Origin of the sequence: Rhodanobacter ginsengiterrae (assembly GCF_050026815.1) — a bacterium.
Classification (GTDB): domain Bacteria; phylum Pseudomonadota; class Gammaproteobacteria; order Xanthomonadales; family Rhodanobacteraceae; genus Rhodanobacter; species Rhodanobacter ginsengiterrae.
The window spans coordinates 262796-282746 of record NZ_JALBWO010000057.1; the positions used below are offsets into that span (position 1 = coordinate 262796).

At 65.9% G+C, this 19951-nt stretch carries 21 protein-coding genes; 9 read left to right on the forward strand and 12 right to left on the reverse strand.

Annotated features, from left to right (window positions below; all coding sequences use genetic code 11):
• Positions 1-18 precede the first annotated feature (18 nt).
• Together ACQGNJ_RS16200 and ACQGNJ_RS16205 are read right to left on the reverse strand one after the other, a co-directional pair.
• Positions 19-2145, reverse strand: a complete 2127-nt coding sequence (locus tag ACQGNJ_RS16200; protein ID WP_426690278.1) for a beta-agarase — start codon at positions 2143-2145, stop codon at positions 19-21.
• 34 nt (positions 2146-2179) lie between these two features.
• Positions 2180-3517, reverse strand: coding sequence for an APC family permease (locus ACQGNJ_RS16205; RefSeq protein WP_426690279.1), 1338 nt, complete (start codon positions 3515-3517; stop codon positions 2180-2182).
• 109 nt (positions 3518-3626) lie between these two features.
• Here ACQGNJ_RS16205 and ACQGNJ_RS16210 point away from each other — a divergent pair, with 109 nt between their 5' ends.
• The 6 genes from ACQGNJ_RS16210 (at position 3627) to dinB (ending at position 7948) form a co-directional block, all read left to right on the forward strand.
• Positions 3627-3950: a hypothetical protein gene (locus ACQGNJ_RS16210; protein WP_426690280.1), complete on the forward strand. Its 324-nt coding sequence runs from the start codon at positions 3627-3629 to the stop codon at positions 3948-3950.
• A gap of 121 nt (positions 3951-4071) precedes the next feature.
• Positions 4072-4836 carry a hypothetical protein gene (locus ACQGNJ_RS16215; RefSeq protein WP_426690281.1) on the forward strand — a complete coding sequence of 255 codons (765 nt, stop codon included), beginning with the start codon at positions 4072-4074 and terminating at the stop codon, positions 4834-4836.
• A gap of 9 nt (positions 4837-4845) precedes the next feature.
• Positions 4846-5343: an RNA polymerase sigma factor gene (locus tag ACQGNJ_RS16220; RefSeq protein ID WP_426690282.1), complete on the forward strand. Its 498-nt coding sequence runs from the start codon at positions 4846-4848 to the stop codon at positions 5341-5343.
• On the forward strand, positions 5336-5683 hold the full coding sequence (locus ACQGNJ_RS16225; protein WP_426690283.1) for a hypothetical protein: 348 nt from the start codon (positions 5336-5338) through the stop codon (positions 5681-5683). Before ACQGNJ_RS16220 ends, ACQGNJ_RS16225 begins: the two co-directional genes overlap by 8 nt.
• A gap of 171 nt (positions 5684-5854) precedes the next feature.
• Positions 5855-6781, forward strand: coding sequence for an ATP-grasp domain-containing protein (locus ACQGNJ_RS16230; RefSeq protein WP_426690284.1), 927 nt, complete (start codon positions 5855-5857; stop codon positions 6779-6781).
• A gap of 81 nt (positions 6782-6862) precedes the next feature.
• Complete coding sequence (gene dinB / locus ACQGNJ_RS16235; protein WP_426690285.1) at positions 6863-7948, forward strand: DNA polymerase IV; 1086 nt, start codon at positions 6863-6865, stop codon at positions 7946-7948.
• Positions 7949-8039: 91 nt separating this feature from the next.
• On the opposite strand, the gene ACQGNJ_RS16240 is transcribed toward dinB, so the two are convergent.
• The 4 genes from ACQGNJ_RS16240 to ACQGNJ_RS16255 form a co-directional block, all read right to left on the reverse strand.
• A complete protein-coding gene (locus tag ACQGNJ_RS16240; RefSeq protein WP_426690286.1) occupies positions 8040-9356 on the reverse strand; it encodes an ABC transporter permease in 1317 nt (438 codons plus the stop codon).
• Positions 9353-10303 carry an ABC transporter ATP-binding protein gene (locus ACQGNJ_RS16245; RefSeq protein ID WP_426690287.1) on the reverse strand — a complete coding sequence of 317 codons (951 nt, stop codon included), beginning with the start codon at positions 10301-10303 and terminating at the stop codon, positions 9353-9355. The genes ACQGNJ_RS16240 and ACQGNJ_RS16245 overlap by 4 nt, the downstream gene beginning before the upstream one ends.
• 105 nt (positions 10304-10408) lie before the next feature.
• Positions 10409-11035 carry a trimeric intracellular cation channel family protein gene (locus tag ACQGNJ_RS16250; RefSeq protein WP_426690288.1) on the reverse strand — a complete coding sequence of 209 codons (627 nt, stop codon included), beginning with the start codon at positions 11033-11035 and terminating at the stop codon, positions 10409-10411.
• 60 nt (positions 11036-11095) lie between these two features.
• Positions 11096-11422: a DUF6249 domain-containing protein gene (locus ACQGNJ_RS16255; protein ID WP_426690289.1), complete on the reverse strand. Its 327-nt coding sequence runs from the start codon at positions 11420-11422 to the stop codon at positions 11096-11098.
• Positions 11423-11539: 117 nt separating this feature from the next.
• Here ACQGNJ_RS16255 and ACQGNJ_RS16260 point away from each other — a divergent pair, with 117 nt between their 5' ends.
• Positions 11540-12121, forward strand: a complete 582-nt coding sequence (locus ACQGNJ_RS16260) for an RNA polymerase sigma factor (RefSeq protein WP_426690290.1) — start codon at positions 11540-11542, stop codon at positions 12119-12121.
• Positions 12118-12576, forward strand: a complete 459-nt coding sequence (locus tag ACQGNJ_RS16265) for a hypothetical protein (RefSeq protein WP_426690291.1) — start codon at positions 12118-12120, stop codon at positions 12574-12576. Before ACQGNJ_RS16260 ends, ACQGNJ_RS16265 begins: the two co-directional genes overlap by 4 nt.
• Positions 12577-12589: 13 nt before the next feature.
• Here the strand turns inward: ACQGNJ_RS16265 and dapB are convergent, their stop codons facing one another.
• Entirely contained in the window at positions 12590-13390 is an 801-nt protein-coding gene (gene dapB, locus ACQGNJ_RS16270; protein ID WP_426690292.1) for a 4-hydroxy-tetrahydrodipicolinate reductase, read from the reverse strand.
• An 84-nt stretch (positions 13391-13474) separates the two neighbouring features.
• Here dapB and ACQGNJ_RS16275 point away from each other — a divergent pair, with 84 nt between their 5' ends.
• Positions 13475-14068, forward strand: a complete 594-nt coding sequence (locus ACQGNJ_RS16275) for an NADPH-dependent FMN reductase (RefSeq protein WP_426690293.1) — start codon at positions 13475-13477, stop codon at positions 14066-14068.
• 34 nt (positions 14069-14102) lie between these two features.
• Here ACQGNJ_RS16275 and ACQGNJ_RS16280 read toward each other — a convergent pair whose 3' ends face one another.
• From ACQGNJ_RS16280 to aceF, 5 genes are all read right to left on the reverse strand, one after another.
• A complete protein-coding gene (locus tag ACQGNJ_RS16280) occupies positions 14103-14450 on the reverse strand; it encodes a glycine zipper 2TM domain-containing protein (protein ID WP_426690294.1) in 348 nt (115 codons plus the stop codon).
• A 243-nt stretch (positions 14451-14693) separates the two neighbouring features.
• Entirely contained in the window at positions 14694-15410 is a 717-nt protein-coding gene (locus tag ACQGNJ_RS16285; RefSeq protein ID WP_426690295.1) for a DUF6624 domain-containing protein, read from the reverse strand.
• Positions 15411-15437: 27 nt separating this feature from the next.
• Positions 15438-17249 carry a dihydrolipoyl dehydrogenase gene (gene lpdA / locus ACQGNJ_RS16290; RefSeq protein WP_426690296.1) on the reverse strand — a complete coding sequence of 604 codons (1812 nt, stop codon included), beginning with the start codon at positions 17247-17249 and terminating at the stop codon, positions 15438-15440.
• Between the two features lie 28 nt (positions 17250-17277).
• Positions 17278-18324, reverse strand: coding sequence for a mechanosensitive ion channel family protein (locus ACQGNJ_RS16295; RefSeq protein WP_426690297.1), 1047 nt, complete (start codon positions 18322-18324; stop codon positions 17278-17280).
• Positions 18325-18368: 44 nt separating this feature from the next.
• Positions 18369-19778: a dihydrolipoyllysine-residue acetyltransferase gene (gene aceF / locus ACQGNJ_RS16300; RefSeq protein ID WP_426690298.1), complete on the reverse strand. Its 1410-nt coding sequence runs from the start codon at positions 19776-19778 to the stop codon at positions 18369-18371.
• Positions 19779-19951 lie beyond the last annotated feature (173 nt).

Genomic DNA, 19951 nt, shown 5'->3' on the forward strand with positions numbered 1-19951 from the left:
CCGGCCGGGTGCCAGCCGCTACGGCCGGGTCGCTTTCAGATTGGCCGCACGCACCGCTTCGACAAACCCGCCAAACGGAATATCGGTGATGCCGACCAGTCCGATATGGCTGTTCTCGCCGTCAAGCAGGCGACCGCTCACCGGTTGGTCGGTGTACTGGAACCAGTGTGCGCCGACGATATCCGGGGCGCTTGCCGCCGTGGCGATGAAACTCGCATATGCCTGGCCACGCTGCTGCTCGTTCCATGCCGACACCACACCCTTGCCGAAGGGGCCGCGGTCATCGGAGCCGAAGTGGAATTCGCTGAGCAGCACCGGCTTGTCGAGCTGGTGCATCGCCGACGCATCGAAACCGTGCTGCGGCAGGTCGGCATAGACATTGAAGCTGACCACGTCGCAATACTGCGCGCAGGCGGCGACGGCCTCGGGCGTATTCGCCGCGAAGCGACCGCCGAGGAACAGGTGATGCGGGTCGTGGCGGTGGATCGCCGCAGCCACGGTGCGAAAGTAGGCGTCGGCGTAATCGCGCAGCCACGCGCTGTAGTCGGCGTCGATGGCCGGATGCGCTTCATTCGGCACCGGCGCAGCGAAGCCGGTGACATTCAATGCCTCCCATGACCCCAGTGCGATACCCCACGCCGCGGACAGCGTTTCCGGCGCCACGTACTTCTTGCGCAACATCGCGATGAAGGCCTGCCTGGCCGGACTCTTCGCGTCGCCGGCAAGCGTGCCGATGGCAAGCCCCCAGCGGCCCTGGGGACCGCTGCCGGCCCAGGCCAGTTCGTTGTCGGCGAAATAGCCGAGCAGCCAGGGATCGTCGCGCACGTCGGCGCTGGCTTTCACCACCGCCACTTCCGTCGCCTGCACGAAGCGCGGATCGAACGGATCGGGCATGCGGCCCCAGTAGTCGTGGCCGCTGGCCACGTTGGCGTAGTCGCCGGCGATATTGATCGAACGCGTATACGGCAGTCGATGCATGCGGCCCAGCGCATCGTCGCTCCAGTTGCCGATGGTATTGAAGCCCCATGCCTGCAGCCGCTCCAGCGTGCGCGTGCGCCACGCGTCCCGCCAGCCTTCGCCGTCCCGGCGATACAGATTCGCTGCGTAGAAATCGAACCAGCGGCCGTGGTTGTAGCCGATGCCCTGGCTGGCGCCCTGCTCCGGGTTGCGGTTATCGCCACGACCGTAAAACGCTGCCCATTCACCGCGGTCCGGCGGCAGCTCGCTGAACATGAACTGGCGACCCTCGACGTAGCTGCGGCCGCCGGTGATGGTCACCGCATTCACGCCCAGCGAAAAGAATGCGTACCCCTCGGGCGTCACCAGTTGCCAGCGAGCGCCCTGCTTCTGCGTGTGAAACCAACCGGTCCGCCGCATGTTCTGGCCGTCCAGACGTCCACCGTAACGATCCAGGCCGGCTGGCTTCGTCGCCAGCGGCCCGGCGACATCCGCCACGCGCAGCGCGTTATCGGAGTCGATCTTCTCCGGCCATCGCCTGCGCGTGTATTGCCCGTAACGGTCAACGATGCCTGCATACGCATCGTGCAGCGTGGTCGCCGCGGCTGCCGTTTCCACGCGGCCGAACAGCAGTGTCTGCACCGCTTGTGGCGCCGGGATACCGAGACGAATCGCACGGACATGGCGCAGATCCGGCGTGCCGCGCACGGCAGTCGCCAGCAAGGTCGGCTGGCCGTGATCGGCAAACGGCATGGGCGGCCCGACCTGCATGCCCTGGTCGCGCGGAGAGGTCGCATGCAGCGGAATCACCAGTGTCTGTGGCGGCCCGGCCGGCAGCCCCACGCTGGCCTGCAGTGGCTGCCCGGCGCTGTCGATCTGCACATCCAGCGTCACCGGCCACGGCATCGCGTTCTGCACACGCACGTGCAATTCGCACTGGCCCGACCAATCCCACGCCGCGCCCGCTGGCGCCATCACGATCCACGGATGTGCCGCCGGCTGGAACGCATAAGCTTGCTGGAGCACGCCATCACGCGCGCGCTCGACGCTGCCGACACGCTGCACCTGTTCCAGCTGCACCCGGCCAGCCGAATCCGGATTCGCCAGATCCAGCCCATCCGGTGCGGCCGCATGGCAAGCCGCGAGGCAGCCCAGACACCATAGCCAGGACCAAGCGTGGCATTTCATCGAGGGAATCCTCGCGCGGGCGCGCGCAGAACAGCTACGCGACCGGGTGCCGGCGCACCCACCACTGCCAGCCGTAATACACCGGCACGCCCAGGGCAATGATCAACAGGCTCATGCCGGCATCGCCCGGGGCATGGATGGCGCTGGCCACGATCACGCCGAACACGGTGATCACGAAAATCAGCGGCAGCAGCGGATAGAACGGTACCTGGTACGGCGCGGGCTGGTCGATGAAATGCTTGCGATACCAGAACAGCGTGCCGATGCCGAACACGTGGCCGAGCCATTCGCCGACCGTGGTGTAGTTGAGCAACTGGTTGAAGCTGCCCGAATAGGTGAGCACGGCGGCCCATGCGCCCAGCAAGGCCAGCGCGATCTGCGGTGCACGCGTGCGCGCATCGACGCGACCGGCGGCACGGAAGAACACGCCGTCGGCACCCATCGTCTGCAGCACGCGCGCACCGCCGGCGATCGCGATGCTGCAATAGCCGAAGGTGGAACAGGCGATGCCGATCGCGATCACGGTGGCGCCGGCCTTGCCGAACAGCCGCCGCATCAGGTCCGCCGCCGGCGCCTCGCTGGCGGCAAGCCCGGCATGACCCAATCCGGCCAGGTAGGCGTAGTTGACCAGCACATAGCAGACCACCACGCCGACCATGCCCATGGCCAGCGCGCGCGGCAGGGTGCGTTGCGGGTTGCGCACTTCACCGGCCAGGTCGTTGAGGTAGTGGAAGCCGCCATAGGTGAACAGCACCGGCAGCAAGGCGCCGGCAAACGCCCAAGGCGACACCGGATAGGTGGTGTCCGCTGCCAGTGCCGGGCCCAGCTGGCCCTGTGCCAGAACCAGCCCGCTGATCACCAGCAGCACGACCGCCGCGAGCTTCAGCACGGTGAAGATGTTCTGCATCCACGCCCCGGCGCGGATGCCGAACAGGTTGATGCCGACGATGAACACGATCGCACCCACCGCCACCGGCTTCACGTAGACCAGCGGCGCCAGGCCAAGCGCCGTGCACAGGTAATCGGCGAACATGGTTGCCACCGCGGCTACGCTGCCGGGGTAGTTGATCAGCGCCATCGTCCAGCCGAACAGGAAGCCGGGCAACAGACCGAACGCTTCGCGCAGGTAGACATAGATGCCGCCGGCCTGCGGTCGGCGCGAGCCCAGTTCGGCGTAGCACAGCACGCCGGCCAGGGTCAGCAGGCCACCGATCACCCACAACACCAGCAGCTCCGCACCCGAAGCAGTACTGCGTGCCACGGTGGCCGGCGTGAGGAAAATGCCCGCCCCGATCACGCCGCCGATGACGATCATCGCGGCGTCCCAGGTGTTCAGGCGACGGGCATAGGCATTGGCAGGTTCGGTCAGCATGGCGGCTACCTTGCCATTGTCGGTGCCGTTTCTACCAGTCCCATCATCCATCTGCTACGGTGCTGACCGCTCGACAGCGCTCCAGCCCATGGCGCAAGGACCGTGCACGATGAACTCCCTTGGCGGATTCCTGTTGACTGCGGTCGTGATCGGCCTGGCCTGCTGGCTCGGCTACCGTCACTACGTGGGTTCGCGTGAACTGCTGAAGGCCTGGGCCAGGGCGAACGGCTACACGATCCTCCACGCGAGGCGCAGCCTGTTCATGCCGCTGGGCATGTACTTCACCACCTCGCGATCCCAGGTGGTCTTTCACGTGGCGGTGTACGACACCTCGCGCAAACGCAACCGCTCGGCGTGGGTACGGCTGGGCACCTACTGGGTGGGTTCGCTGGATGGCGATGCCATCGACGTACGATGGGAAAACGAGGGCTAGTTTCAACCTTCTTGCTGTCGCCCGACACTTGCAGGCGCCACCCTTTCGGCGGTGAAGGAAATCCGCGCTGGCGTGTATATAGTCAGGAAGGCGGCTCATTGGTCGTCGTGCAAGGAATGGCATGAAACAGATACTCCGACTGATCGCCAGCACGCTGCTGCTGGCCGTGGCGGCTTGCCACGCTCCGGGCGATGCCTCGTCGAAGCAGGCGACGGGGTTGATGGAGTTGAAGGTCCATAGGGTGCCGTCGGCGCAAACCGGCCAGCTGGCAGGGGCGCTGCGCGATGTGCTCGGCAGCAAGGCCAGTGTCACCTCACCCGCGCCCGGCAAGCTGCTGGTTTACGCACCACCGGATGCGCAGGCATCGATCGGCAAAGCGATCGCATCGCTCGGACCATCCCCGGCAACCCCAACACCGGTCACGCAGGTGAATCTGCAGTTCTGGGTCGTCGACGGGGCATACGGCGCCGGCGACGATGACACGGCACTGAAGCCGTTGGCATCCGCGCTCGATGGGGTACGCCGAAGCATGGGGCCGCTGCACTTCAGTCTCGATCAGGTGGTCTCCGGCAGGGCATCGACAAGCGATGACACGTCGATGGTGGCTGCAACCGATGGCGGCTATTCGCGTGGCTTCGACTTTGCGGTCAAGAGCATCAACGGCGAGATGCTGGATGTCTGGCTTGCCTATGACGATCACGGCCAGCGTGGGCTGGCCAAATTCAAGGCCGAGGTCAGCCTTCGATCCGGCCAGTATGTGGTGCTTGCCCAAGGCCCCGGCGCCTGCGCGCCGGCACTGCCCGGGAAGAACGCGCCGCCATGCCACGCCAGACCCGCGCTGCGATTGCTGATCGTGCGTGCGGACATCTTGCCGCCGCAGGCCTGAGCGGCTCCGATGCCACTGCGCCAGGATGCGCTGTACGCCAGCTACCGGCGGCTGGAACGGCCGCTCTACAACGTGCTATACCGCCAGCTGTGGCAGGCGGAAGATTGCCAGGACGTGATCCACGACGCCTACGTGCGGGTGTGGGAGCGCCGCGCCAAGGTGGATGAAACCACACTTGATGCCCTGGTCTGGACCACCGCACTGAACCTGGCGAAGAACCGCCTGCGCTGGCACCTGTTGCGCCGACATGAGCTGCTGGACGAAGCATCGCTGCCGTTGCCCGTCGATGCCCCGCCGCAGGATTTCCTCGCTGCGCGGAAATTGCACCGGGCCTTGCGCAAGCTGCCTCGTGCCTGGCAACAGGTGCTTCTTCTGTCCGAATTCAGCGGCCTGCGCGGTACCGAAATTGCCATCGTGCTGGGTATTCCGGCCGGCACGGTGGCTTCGCGCAAGTACCTGGCGCTGGAGCGTTTGAAAGTCTTGATGGGAGCCTCTGCCGATGCATGATTCCAGTCGACTATTCGTCGAACTGACGCCCCCCACCGGTGGCTTGCTGCGCCTGCAACGCAGCCTCGCCGACAGCCACCGTACCACTCACCGATGGCAACGGTGGATTCCGCTCGGTGCGGCCCTGGCTGCCTCCTTGCTGACGCTGGCATCACTGCTGCCCGGCGTCATCACTCGACAGCTGCAGACCCGCCAGTTGATCTCGGCAATGCAGGCATCCATCGCACCTTCGGCTACCGGCATCCGGGTCGTCGACGGCGCCGCGCTCGAACTGCCCAGCGCGAACCCCGATGTACGCCTTTACCTGATGCAGTCAGCCGCGCAGGCTTCCCGCCACTGAGCGAAGCCCGGCCTTCCATTGGCGAGGTCATGGCTGGCGTGTGCCGCAAATTGACAATCCCCGGCCACGTCGAAACACTGGCGGCTCCGCCACGGTGCTGCGACGGATCGTGATCCGCCGGGTGGGCGGCCTCCCGGCAAGCGCGTGCTTTCCGCTGCAAGAGGTATCGTCTTGTCCATCGCTGCCATCCCCCGTCGTCTGGCCTTCGCCACCTCGGCCGAGCTTCCCTCGATCCAGGCGGATGACGCCCAGCTCGCCAGCGTGCTGGAACAGCTCGGCATCACGCCGATTTCCTGCATCTGGAATGATCCGGCGGTGGACTGGTCGATGTTCGATGCGGTGCTGATCCGCACGATCTGGGATTACTACAAGCACCACCCCGACTTCATCGCCTGGCTGGACCGGCTCGACCGGATCGGCATTCCCACCATCAACGACAGCCGCGTGCTGCGCTGGAACAGCGACAAGCGCTATCTGCTCGAACTGGCCACGGTGAGTGTCACCACGATCCCCACCCGACTGGCCGCTGGCGGCGAACTGGCTGACGTGCTGGCAACGATGCCGGCGCAACAGGTGGTGATCAAGCCGACCGTCAGTGGCGGTGCCTGGCATACCTTGCGTGGTCGTGTCGGCGATACCGAGTTTGCCGAAGCCGTGACCCGCTTGCCACGCGAACTCGACTATCTGGTGCAGCCGTTCGTGCCGGAGATCGTCAGCGCCGGTGAATGGTCGCTGCTGTATTTCGGCGGCGCCTTCAGCCACGCGGTGGTCAAGCGCCCGGCCACGGGCGACTATCGCGTGCAAAGCGAGCACGGCGGCACGGTCGAAGCGGGCCAGCCACCTGCCGCCAGCCTGGCCGCCGCCGAAACGGCGCTGGCGGCGGTTGCCGCAAGGGGCTATGGCGAGCTCGCCTATGCGCGTGTCGACGGCGTGATCTGCGATGACGCGTTTCTGGTGATGGAGCTGGAACTGATCGAGCCTTTCCTGTTTCTGGAAGAGCAGCCACGCGCGGCGGAATACTTCGCACGGGACCTGGCGCGGCGGCTCGACAGTTTGTCTTTGCGCGGGTCGCACGACGCCGGATCATCCGGCAAGTGATTGCGTGCTGGCGCTGAAGGTGCGCGGATCGCTGCGTACAATGTCGCCATCGCCCGATCGCGCCGTGTCCGCAAAACGCTGATGTCCCCACCACGCAAGATCCTGCATGTCGACATGGACGCGTTCTACGCGTCGGTGGAACAGCGCGACGATCCGTCGCTGCGCGGCAAGCCGGTAGCGGTGGCGTGGCGCGGCGCGCGGTCGGTGGTATGTGCGGCCAGCTACGAGGCGCGCGTGTTCGGCGTGCGTTCGGCGATGCCGGCGGTCAGCGCGGAACGACTGTGCCCGCAACTGGTGTTCGTGCCGCCGGACTTCGTGCGCTACAAGGCGGTGTCGCGGCAGATCCGCGAGATCTTCGCACGGCACACCGACCTGATCGAACCGCTGTCGCTGGACGAGGCTTATCTCGATGTCACCAGCACCAAGACCGGCCTGCCTTCGGCCACCGCCACGGCGGAGGCGATCCGTGCGGCGATTCGCGACGAGACGCAGCTGACCGCCTCGGCCGGCGTGGCGCCGAACAAGTTCCTGGCCAAGATCGCCTCGGACTTCCGCAAACCCGATGGCCTGTTCGTGGTGCGCCCGCACCAGGTCGAAGCCTTTCTCACGCCGTTGAAGGTCGGCCGCCTGCCCGGCGTGGGCAAGGTGATGGAAGCGAAGCTGGCGGCGCTCGGCATCCACACCGTGGGCGAGCTGCGCGCGCTGGAACAGGCGCAGCTGGAAATGCGCTTCGGCCGCTGGGGTCGGCGCCTGCACGAACTGGCGCATGGCATCGACGAGCATCCGGTGCAGTCCGAGCGGCTCACCCTGCAGGTCTCGGCCGAAGACACCTTCGAACATGATCTGCGGCTGGACGAACTCGAACCGCATATCCGCCAGCTGGCCGAGAAGGCCTGGGCCGGTCATCAGCGCGAGCTCGGCCGCGTGGCGCGCACCGTGGTGCTGAAGCTGAAGACCGCCGACTTCCAGTCGCTGACGCGCAGCCTCACCCCATCGACGCGACCGATGTCGGCCGGCGAACTGGGCGAGATCGCCTGCGCCTTGCGCGAGCGCGTCGACCGCCCGGCCGACAGCCGCTACCGCCTGGTCGGAGTGGGCCTGGCCGGCTTCGTCGATCGCGACAGCTACCAGGCGCAGACCAACCTGTTCGATGCGCCGCAGGACTGATTCCTGCGCAAGAGCGCACCATGTGCGCGATGCTCTCCATGATCTGACGAAGAGCCATCGCGCACTTCGGTGCGCTCCCGCGGATGGTCGTTTACGCCCGGATCCAGCGCCACAACTCGCGCCATGACGGCTTCTTGCCGTACATCAGGATGCCGGTGCGATAGATCCGCGCCGCCAGCCACACGCAGGCCAGCAAGGTCACCAGCATCAAGCCCAGCGACAGCGCCAGTTCCAGCGGCGGCACCGAGCTCAGCGACCAGCGCACCGGCATGGTGAATGGTGCGAAGAAGGGGATGAACGACAGCGTCACGCCGAGCTGGCTGGAGGGATCCTTGATCAGCGCGAACACCGCGAAGAAGCCCACGATGATGAACATGGTGACGAAGATCGCGTACTGCTGGGTCTCCTGGATGGTGTTGCACATCGCCCCGATCGCCGCGTACAGCGCGCCATAGAGCAGGAAGCCCAGCGCGAAATACAGCAGGAACACCACCAGCAGGCCGGCCGGCATGCTCGGGATCGGGAAGTTCTGCATGGCGTCGGCGCTCATCCCGAACAGTCCGGCCAGATGCACGCGCTGGCTGCTGACCAGGAAGATCGAGCCACCCCAGATCGCCATTTGCGTCAGCCCGGCCATGCCCACGCCGAGCACCTTGCCCAGCAGCATCTGGAACGGCGTCAGCGACGAGGTCAGCACTTCCATGATGCGCGAGGTCTTCTCCTCGATCACCGAGGTCATTGTCTGCTGGCCGTAGATCAGGATCGCGATGTACAGGATGAAGCCCATGAAGTACGCGATCAGAAACGACTCCTGGCCGCTCTGCCCGGTGAGCTTGCCGTCGGACACCTTGGTGGTGTCCAGGTCAGCCGGCTTCATCGCCTGCTTGACCAGGGTCGCATCCACGCCCGACTTGCCCAGCCGCACTCCGGCCAGCGCACTGGACACGCCGCGCTGCAACTTCACCATCGACTCCGTCGAACCGACGTTGGCACCGTAATAGGACGCCTTGCCACTGGTAAGCGTGGCGTCGGTTAGCACCAGCACACCATCAAAGCCGTCTTTTCGCGTTTTGCTGGAAAAGCCGGTGCTGGTGATCAGGTCGTCACGCACTTTGACCACGTCGCTGCCGGTGGCGGGGAAAACCTGGACGGCGTAGCGCGCCTTCGCGTTGGATCCCTCGCCGATTTTCTCCGACTGCAGCGCCTGGCTGACGGGCTGGCCCAGCCCGCTGCCGGACGCATCCACCAGCGCCACGCGCGTGGTGCGGTCGCTGCCACTCATCATCAGCCCGGGCAGCACCACCATCGCCACCATGAACACCGGCAACAGCACGGTGGAAATCACGAACGCCTTGGTGCGAACGCGCTCGACGAACTCGCGCCGGATCACGGCAATGATCTTCTTCATGCGGCAACTCCGGCGTGGGCGGTGGCGGCATCGGCGCCGACCTTGGCGATGAAAATGGCATGCAGCGATGGCTCGACCACCTCGAAGCGGCGCAGGCCCACGCCCTCGCGCACCAGTGCGGCCAGCAGTTGTTCCGGATCGGCACCGTCGGCCATCTGCAACTCGGCGCTGGCACCGTAATCGTCGACACGGCTGATCAGCGTGCGGTCGGCGAGGATGTTCGCCGCCCGCTGCTTGTCATGGGTGAAACCCAGCGCCACGTGACGCCCGCCGAAATCAGCCTTGACCTGGGCCACCGTGCCGTTCACCACCATCTCGCCACGGGCGATGATCGCGATGCGGTCGCACATGCGTTCGGCCTGCTCCATCACGTGGGTGGAGAACAGCACGGTGCGGCCCTCGGCGGCGATCGCCACCACGATGTCCCTCATCACCTGCGCATTGACCGGGTCCAGCCCGGAGAACGGTTCGTCGAGGATCACCAGCTCGGGCTCGTGCAGCAGCGCACCGGCGAACTGCACCTTCTGCTGCATGCCCTTGGACAGGTCCTCGACCTTCTTCAGCGCCCAGTCGCTGATGCCCAGCCGCTCCAGCCACGCCTGCGCCCGCTTGCGCGCATCGGCGCGGCCGATGCCCTTGGTCTCGCCCAGAAAAATCAGGTGGTCGAGCACCTTCATCTTCTTGTACAGGCCGCGCTCCTCCGGCAGGTAACCGATCCGCTGCGACAGCGCACGGCTGTTGTGCGGCGAATCGAACAGCACCACCTTGCCCTCGTCCGGTTCCAGGATCCCCATGACCAGCCGGATGGTGGTCGACTTGCCGGCGCCGTTGGGGCCGAGCAGGCCGAAGATGCCGCCGGCCGGAACTTCCATGCTCAGATGATTCACCGCGGTATGTCCGGAAAAACGCTTGGTCACGGACTCGACGCGAACACTAGCTGCGCTCATGCACTTCCCTCGAAGACCGGGCTCCCCGCCCGAATCCGGCAAGCTAGCATGCCCGGCATGGCGGGCAAAGCCGACCTACCGGCCTTGCGCAGCGCGGACAAAGCGTCAGGGCCGTTGGTCGCGGCCGAAGCGCGGCAGGTTCCAGTGCAGACGCAGCGACAGGAAGCGCAGCCCGAAGCAGGCCAGGATCGGCAGCCAGGTCGCCCACACCGCGGGCCAGCGGAAGTACTCGCCGGTCACCGCCAGCGCGGCACCGACCAGGGCTGCCGAGGCGTAGATCTCCTTCTCCAGCACGATCGACACGCGCGCCAGCAGCACATCGCGCGCCATGCCGCCGCCGATCGCGGTGACGATGCCGAGCAGGATCGCCACCTCGGCGTTGTGGCCGAACGCCAGCGCCTTGTGCGCGCCATACACCGCGAACAGACCCAGCCCCATCGCATCGAACAGGCGTACCGGGTAGGTCAGCCGTTCCACCCACGGATACGCCAGGATGGTGAGCAAGGCGGCAATCAGCGCGGTGGCCAGGTAGCGCCAGTCGGACAAGCCGGCCGGCGGGATCGCGCCGATGCACAGGTCGCGTGCGATGCCGCCACCGCAGGCGGTGATGAAGGCAATCGCCAGGATGCCGAACAGGTCAAGGTTGCAGCGCCTGGCCGCAGTCGCGCCGCTGATCGCGAACGCGAACGTGCCGGCCAGATCCACCAGGTTGAACAACAGTTGCTCATTCACGCTGGTGCCTTGTCTGCGGGCATGCCGGCGATGCGGCGAATACCCGCCATTGAACCAGCTTCAGGAGAGCTTGCGCGAGATCGTGAAGAACGCCAGGTTGCCCGCGCCGGTCGCCAGCGCCAGCACGGCGATCATGCCCGGCGTGACTTCCTGCCAGCCGAACCACTGGATCAGGCCGAAGCCGACGCCCACCGACAGCAGCACGATGCCCCAGCGCAAGGAGGAATGTCGACGGCGCAGTTCCTCGTCGCGCAGCACCGCACCCACCAGCTCCTCCGAGCCGCCGGCATCGACCATGCGGCGGCGGACCCGCGCGTCGACCACGACCTTGATCGCATAGGCGATGCAGACGAACAGGGTGATCGGGATCAGTATTTCGAAATTCACGGCGTGCTCCTCGGGTGGCGGGATGGTGGACCTTCGTGACCATGGATACAGGCATTCGACGAACGGTTGCAGCAAGCTGGTTGCAACCGTTCCTCCCCCGCGCGTATCTCTTGCCCCATGGATGACATCCGCAGCAGCCCCGATCGCCACCTGGTCGACGCCGTGCTGGCCAACCGGCCGGGCGCGTTCGAACGCCTGGTGCGCGAATATCAGGGTCTGTGCTGGCACATCATCCAGCGCATGGTGCGCAATCCCGAGGACGCGCGCGAGCTGTGCCAGGACACCTTCCTGCGCGTGCACCAGTGCCTGCATCAATACCGTTACGAAAGCGCGCTGAAATCCTGGATCGGCCGGATCGCCTTCACCATCGCGCTGCGCCACCTGCAGCACAAGCGCATCCCATTGCTGGAGCCCGGCAGCGACCGCGACGGCTTCGACCTGGTCGAAAACATCGGCGACGGCTTCGACCTCGAAGCGGCCTGCGTGGATGAGGAAACCGCGCGACACCTGCATCAGGCGATCGAGGCGCTGCCGCCCTTGCAGCGCACCTTGCTGACCTTGTACTACCTTGAAGAAACACCGATCCCGGAGATCGCGCGGATCACCGGGCTGGCCACCGGCACGATCAAGAGCCATCTGTTTCGCTCGCGCCTGCGCCTGCGCGATACGCTCGAGACACGGACAGGAGTTGCCGCATGATTCCGCACGACGAAGACCATATCCCCGCCTTCGATGACGCCGCGCAGGAGCGCGAGTGGCTGGCGCAGGAAGCCGCCAGTCGACGCGAGCGGCTGCAGCTGGACTGCGCCGGCGACGACCCGCGCAGCCGGCGCTATCGCCTGATCGCGCGCAGCCTGCGCCAGCCGCTGCCGGATTCGTTGCCGGCGGATTTCGCGCAGCAGCTGGCCGCGCGGGCCGGCGCCGCGCCGGCGGCGCCAGCCGCGGCCGGCACCTCCTTCGAATTCAGGCTGATGCTGGTATTGGCCGCCACCCTTGCCATCGCCGCCGGTGCGGTGGTCGTGATCTACGGCCAGGCATGGCTGCCCTCATTCGTCGAGCTGCTGCCGAAACCGCCGGCCAGCCGCTGGCTGCTGGCGCTGGCCGGCTGCCTGGGCGCCTCGTGGTTGCTGGGACGTTGGCCGCGGCATACGTAACACGAGCAGCGCACTACCAGTCGATCACCGCATCCAGCCCCCGGTGCAGGCCGACCAGGCTCGACACCTTGCGGATCGCCAGCAGCGCACCATCCACATAAGGCTTGGCGCTGCCGCCGGCGTTGTGGCGCAGGCTGAGCGTCTGATCCTGCATGCCGAAGATCGCCTCCACGCCAAGCACGAACCCCGGCAGGCGCACCGCATGCACCTGGCTGCCGGCCAGCGTGCCACCGCGTGTTTCGGGCATGCCGACGGTCGCTTCGATCGGCACCTGCAAGTGCGGCTGGCGCACCTTGCCCAGCCGTCCGGCCAGTTCGCGTACCGTACCGCTGGGCGCATCCGGCTTGCCGGCCGACGCGTAGTCGATGATCTCCCACTGCGGAATCAGCTTCGCCGCCATCTCGGCGAACTTGATCAGCAGCACCGCGGTCAGCGCGAAGTTGCCGCAGGCCAGCACGCCCAATCCACGTTCGCGCGCCACCGCGTCGATCTGCGCGTAGTCGTCGTCGCCCAGGCCCGAGCTGCCCACCACCACGTGCACGCCCTGTTCCAGCGCGGCCAGCACGTTCGCCTTCGCGCTGTCGGGGCGGGTGTATTCGACCAGCACATCGCACGGCTGTGCCAGCGCCTCGTCCACGCTGGCAAAGATCGAGGCATTCAAACGCGGCTCGCCCAGCACCTCGGCCAGACGCCGACCGGCGTGGCGTCGCGCCACTGCGGCGACCAGCGCGAGATCGTCGGTGGCCGCGATGCCGCGCGCGAGTTCGGAGCCGGCCCAGCCGGTGGCACCGGCAACACAGACCTTGAGTGACATGGTGACCTCGTTTCATCGGATGAGTGACCCAGAGTAATCTGGATCGACGCGTCATTCCCGCCACACCTGATCCAGGAAGCAGCCATGTCCAGCGCCCCTCCACCGATGTCGTTCGCCGTACTGCTGGGCTCCGTGCGCCGCGATCGCATGGGCATCCGCGCCGCCCGGCTGGTGATGCAGGCGCTGAAAGCGCGTGGCCACGCGGCACAGCTGGTCGACCCGATGGAGCTGCAACTGCCTCTGCTCGACCGCATGTACAAGGAATACGAACCCGGCGCGGCTCCTGAAAACCTGCAGCAACTGGCCACGCTGTACCGTCGCGTCGACGGCTTCCTGATCATCAGCGGCGAATACAACCACGGCATTCCGCCGGCACTGAAGAACCTGCTCGATCACTTTCTCGAAGAGTACTTCTGGCGCCCGTCCGGCATCGTCTGTTACTCCGCGGGCATGTTCGGCGGCGTGCGCGCCGCCGTCGCCCTGCGCACCACCCTGGCCGAACTGGGCATGCCCGGCATCCCCAGCGAATGCCCGATCCCGCGCATCGCCGCGGCGCTCGACGAAGACGGCAAGCCGCAGAACGAACACGTCCCCCGTACCCTCAACCGCTTCCTCGACGAATTCGAATGGTACGCCCGCGCCCTGCAGCGACAGCGCCGCGAGGGCACGCCGTATTGAACTGGCGCGGCGCACCGGTGATCCGCAGCGTCGATCAGTCGTAGACGTTGTGGCAGCGGCGTTCAGTGGTGTAGTAGGTCTTCTTGTCCTGCGCGTTCTTCTGCACGCGATTGCCGACATAACCGCCGGCCACCGCACCGCCTACGGTGGCGAGGGTCTTGCCCTTGCCGCCACCCACCTGATGACCCAGCAGCCCACCCGCGACCGCGCCAAGGCCGGTGCCGATGATGCGGTGATCATCCTTCGATCCGTTGTGCTTGACCAGCACGTTTTCGCAGACCACACGATGATGACGTTGCTGCGCCTGCGCCGGTGTCGGCAACGTGCTCAGCGCGGGCACGGCCAGGGCCAGCGAGGCGATCAGAATCAATGATTTGTTCATGCGGTTTTCTCCGTCTTGGTGATGAGCACCAATAGCCGGATGGACGTGACGAGCCGGTCAAGCCGTGGGCGATCCCGCGTGAATCGGGATCGGCCAAGTTCCGCCCGCGCCGATCCACGGACCGATTCCATGCATTTCGAAGTACCGAACCCGAGCTTGCGCGATACCGGCTCGGACAAGTGAAGCTTCACCGCTTCCCTGGCGTGAACAGGCCACGACGCATCATCACCACGGCGTGCACCTTCAAGGCTTCAGAGTGAACGGTTTGCCGTATACCGCCGACAGAATGCATGCGTAATCGGCAAGTGGCGGCAACCCCATGTCGCGGCGGCGCGCATCGACGTGCTCGACATCCTCGATCGGCTGCAGCTTCATGGCGGCACTCTTGTCATCGCTCACGAACTGGGTTCCATAACGCTGCGGACTGTCTTCATTTCGCAAAACGCGGTCCGTCAGCATGGCAACTTGCTGTCCGCTCACCACCCTCTGTTTGGCGAGCGCCTCAAGCTGAGGCAGCACACGCGACTGAAATGCCGGATCCGCGTCGGCATGCTGGACGAGCATGAAGGCTGCATCGACTCCATCCGCGCCGACACGACTCGGCGTCGGAAAACCATTGCGCTCCACGATCGGCTTGAGCTGTCTCAGATTGTCGGCGTCCACCGCCATGACCCTCATGAACGTCGGATCCTTGCCTTGCCCGGTTTTCATGCCGGCCTTGTTCCAGGCATCGCGCACCGCCTCATCGGCCTTCGACATGGCCAGCAGCTGCTGACGCAGATGCGGATCAGTCGGCCTGGTCGAATCAACCGGCTTGGCCCGATTCTTTTCGGAAAGTTCGGGATGCGCGCTTTGCCATGCGGCAAAACCGGGGCAATGCTGCGCCAGCTTCGCAGCATCCATGTCGCCAGCCCTTGCTTGTGCAAGCGCCATCGAACCAAGCAGCAACAGAACGAACACGGACGCCATCCTTTGCATAACCCGTCCTTATTTCTTCTTCGGCATGTACAGATCGGTAATCGTGCCTTCGTAGATCTCCGCTGCCATCCCGACCGACTCGCTGAGCGTCGGATGCGGGTGGATGGTCAGGCCGATGTCGGCCGCCTCCGAACCCATCTCGATGGCCAGCGCCACTTCGGAAATCAGGTCGCCGGCGTGCACACCGACGATGCCGCCGCCGACCACGCGATGGGTTTGCTCGTCGAAGATCAGCTTGGTGAAGCCTTCGGTGCGGTCGATGCCGATCGCACGGCCCGAAGCCGCCCACGGGAACTTGCCCACGCCGATCTTGAGGCCCTTTTCCTTCGCCTCGCGCTCGGTCACGCCGACCCAGGCGATTTCCGGATCGGTATAGGCCACCGACGGAATCACCCGCGCGTCGAAGTGGCTCTTGTGCCCGGCAACCACTTCCGCGGCGACCTTCGCTTCATGCGTGGCCTTGTGCGCCAGCATCGGCTGGCCGACCAGGTCGCCGATGGCGAAGATGTGCGGCACGTTGGTGCGCATCTGCGTATCGACGTTGATGAAGCCGCGCTCGGTCACCGCCACACCGGCCTTGTCCGCACCGATCTTGCCGCCATTCGGCGAACGGCCCACCGATACCAGCACGCGATCGAACAGCGTGGTCGCCGGAATGCTGTCGCCCTCGTAGCCGACCTCGATGCCTTTTTTCGTGGCTTTCGCCTCGACCACCCTGGTCTTCAGGTGCACGCCCTTGAGCCGGCTGCCGAGGCGCCTGGCCAGTGGCTTGATCAGGTCGGCGTCGGCGCCGGGGATGAGCTGGTCCATGAATTCGACCACAGTCACTTCGCTGCCCAGCGCGGCATATACCGTGGCCATCTCCAGCCCGATGATGCCGCCGCCGACCACCAGCAGCTTGTTCGGGACGTCCTTCATTTCCAGCGCGCGGGTCGAGTCGAGGATGCGCTCGTCGTCCCACGGGAACATGCCCAGCTTCACCGACTGCGAACCGGCGGCGATGATGGCGTACTCGAAACGGATCAGCTTCACGCCGTCCTTCGTCTGCACTTCCAGTTCGTTCGGCGAGACAAACGTGCCGTTGCCCTCGACCGTGCGCACCTTGCGCTGCTTGGACATCGAAGCGAGCCCGCCGGTGAGCTGGCCGACCACCTTGTTCTTGAAGCTGCGCAGCTTGTCGAGGTCGATCTTCGGCTTGCCGAAGCTGACGCCGTGCGCCTCCATCGCCGCGGCCTCGTCGATCACGGCGGCCGCATGCAACAACGCCTTGGACGGGATGCAGCCCACATTGAGGCAGACGCCGCCCAGCGTCGCATAGCGCTCCACCAGCACGGTGTCGACGCCGAGGTCGGCGGCACGGAACGCCGCGGTGTAACCGCCGGGGCCGGAGCCGAGCACGACGAGCTTGCATTCGATGTCGGGCTTGCGACCCGAGGCATCCGCAGCTCGTGGTGCCGGCTCACTCCCTCCCCTGCTGGCAGGGGAGGGTTGGGGAGGGGTAGCCGCCGGAACGGCGGCAGGCGTCGGTGCCACCGGGGAAGTCTGCGTGGGCGCGTCAGCCTTTGGCTGCGCGACGTCACCAGCAAGCTCCAACACGGCGATCACCGCACCTTCGGCAACCTCGTCGCCGACCTTGAGCTTCAGCTCCTTGATCACGCCGGCGGCAGTGGAGGGAATTTCCATGGTTGCCTTGTCGGACTCCAGGGTGATCAGGCTCTGGTCCTTGGCCACCGTGTCGCCAGCCTTCACCAGCACTTCGATCACCGGCACGCTGCCGTGGCCGCCGATGTCCGGAATCTTGATTTCGATGGTATTGGCCATGCTGTGGTTTCCTTCGTGTTGCGGGACGTCAGCGGGCGTCCGGATCTTGGGGAGTGGGGGAATCTGCGCGGGCCGCTGACGCTTCGGCGATGCCGCGTTCGACGCTGCGCGCTGCGTCATTGTCCTGCGTGCCGTCGGCGGCAGCCGAATCGGCGGTGCCGCGCCCTGCGCGCGATGGCGGGGCAACCCAGCTGCGCACATGCAGATCGCGTTGGGGAAACGGCAGTTCGATGGCGTACTTTTCGAAAGCGCTGTGCAGCGCCCAGTAATAGGCGGCCGTGATGGCGCCCACGCGGCGCGTGGCCTCGGCGTTGAGCCAGACCACCAGCTGGAAGTCGAGCGAGGAATCGCCGAAGCCGACCAGCCATACCTGCGGCGCGCGCGGGCCATCCAGGGTGAGCGTGAATGGCACGGCGGCGGCAGCCTCCAGCGCGGCTTTCTTCACCAATTCCTTGTCGGTGCCGTAGGCCACGCCGAACGGAATCTTCTGACGTCGCGCCACTTCGCGCAGGGTCCAGTTGACCACCCGCCCGGTCACGAACTCGGAGTTCGGCACGAGGATGTCGATGTCGTCGTTGGTGCTGATCAGGGTGGCGCGAATGCGGATCTCGCGCACATGCCCGTGCACACCCGAGGCCAGCTCGACGAAGTCACCGACCTTGAGGCTGCGATCGAACAGCAGGATCAGGCCGGAAACGAAGTTGTTGAAGATTGCCTGCAGGCCGAAGCCCAGGCCGACACCGAGGGCACCGGCGAATACCGTCATCTTCGCCATCGGGATGCCGGCCACGTCCAGCGCCCAGAGCAGGCCGATGACCAGCAACAGGTAATGCAGCAGGCGCTCCACGGTGTAGAACGTGGACTGATCGACCTGCGGATTGCGCTGGGCATAACGGCGCAACATGCGCTTGAGAATCGCGGTGCCAATCAGGAAACCGGCGAACAGCAGGATGGCGCCAAGGATCGAGCCGAGGTAGATCTTCATGCCACCGATGGTGGCGTATAGGCCGAGCCAGTCATCGACCTGGGTGATTCCCTCATGGATCGCCGTTGGCGCTGCAGGTACCAGCGCCAAGCCAAGACCAGGCGATGCCGTGATCGGCCGCACCAGCTCGCCGGTTACAGCAGCAGCCGGCGGATGTCGCCGAGCTGGTTGGCGAGGAAGCTGGCGAAGCGCGCGGCGAGCGCACCGTCGATCACCCGGTGGTCGTACGACAGCGACAGCGGCAGCATCGTGCGCGGCGCGAATTCCTTGCCGTTCCAGACCGGCTTCACCACCGCCTTGGAGACGCCGAGGATGGCCACCTCCGGCGCATTCACGATCGGCGTGAAGTAGGTACCGCCGATGCCACCCAGCGAACTGATCGAGAAGCAGCCGCCGGACATCTCGGCCGGGCCGAGCTTCTTCTCGCGCGCCTTCTTCGAGATCTCGCCGAGGTCGCGGGCCAGGTCGAGCAGGCCCTTCTTGTCGCAGTCACGGATCACCGGCACCACCAGTCCGTCGGGCGTGTCCACCGCGATGCCGATGTGGAAGTACTTCTTCAGGATCAGCTTTTCACCGGATTCGTCGAGCGAGGCGTTGAACTGCGGGAACGCTTTCAGCGCCGCCACCACCGCCTTGATCTGGAACACCAGCGGGCTGATCTTCAGATCCTTGTTCTCTTCGCCGAGCTTCTTGCGGAACGCCTCCATCTCGGTGATGTCGGCGTCCTCGTGCTGGGTGACATGCGGGATCATCGCCCAGTTGCGCGCCAGGTTCGCGCCGGAAATCTTCTGGATGCGCGACAGCGGCTTTTCCTCGATCTGGCCGAACTTGGCGAAGTCGACCTTCGGCCACGGCAGCAGATTCAGGCCGCCCAGCGAGGCGGCGGCACCGGTCGACGGACGCGCGCCGGAGGCCAGCGCATGCTTGACATAGGTGCTGACGTCCTCGCGCTGGATGCGGCCGCCGCGGCCGCTGCCCTTCACCTGCTGGATGTCCACGCCCAGCTCGCGCGCGAATGCGCGGATTGCCGGGCTGGCATACGGAGCGTCGCCGGGCATCACGATGCGTGCATCGACGGGCGGACGCAGCTGCGACGGCACGTCGCCCTCGGGTGCGATACCCGGCTGCACGCCCTGGCCGGCCATCGGCACAGGAGCCGGCTCGGCGGGCGCGGGCGGAGCGGGTGGAGCTGGCGCGGCAGCCGCGGGAGCCGGAGCGGGCGCTGCCGGCTTGGCGGCAGCGGGCTCGGCGGCAGCGCCCTCGGCTTCGATGATCGCAATCACCGCGCCCTCGGAAACCTCATCGCCGACCTTCAGCTTCATTTCCTTGACGATGCCGGCGAACGGCGACGGCACTTCCATCGTCGCCTTGTCCGATTCCAGCGTGATCAGGCTCTGTTCCTTCTGGACCCGGTCACCGGTCTTCACCAGCACTTCGATGACGGGGACGTCGGCGTGGCCAATGTCCGGAACGCGGGCTTCTTTGAGATCGGCCATGATGACTCCTGCTGTCGATGGCGCGCCGCTCGGGGATGGCGGCTGCATGCAAGAGGCCAATCATAGCGAAGGGGCGCGCCTTGCGTATGCCGGATCGTGTAACTTCGGGGCTTCGGGGCCCACCATGCGCCAGCGTATCCATGACCTTGAGCGGACGCATTGCGCGGCCTTCTAACCTAGTCTGATCCCATGTCCACGCCGCACCGGGCGGCACCGGAAGG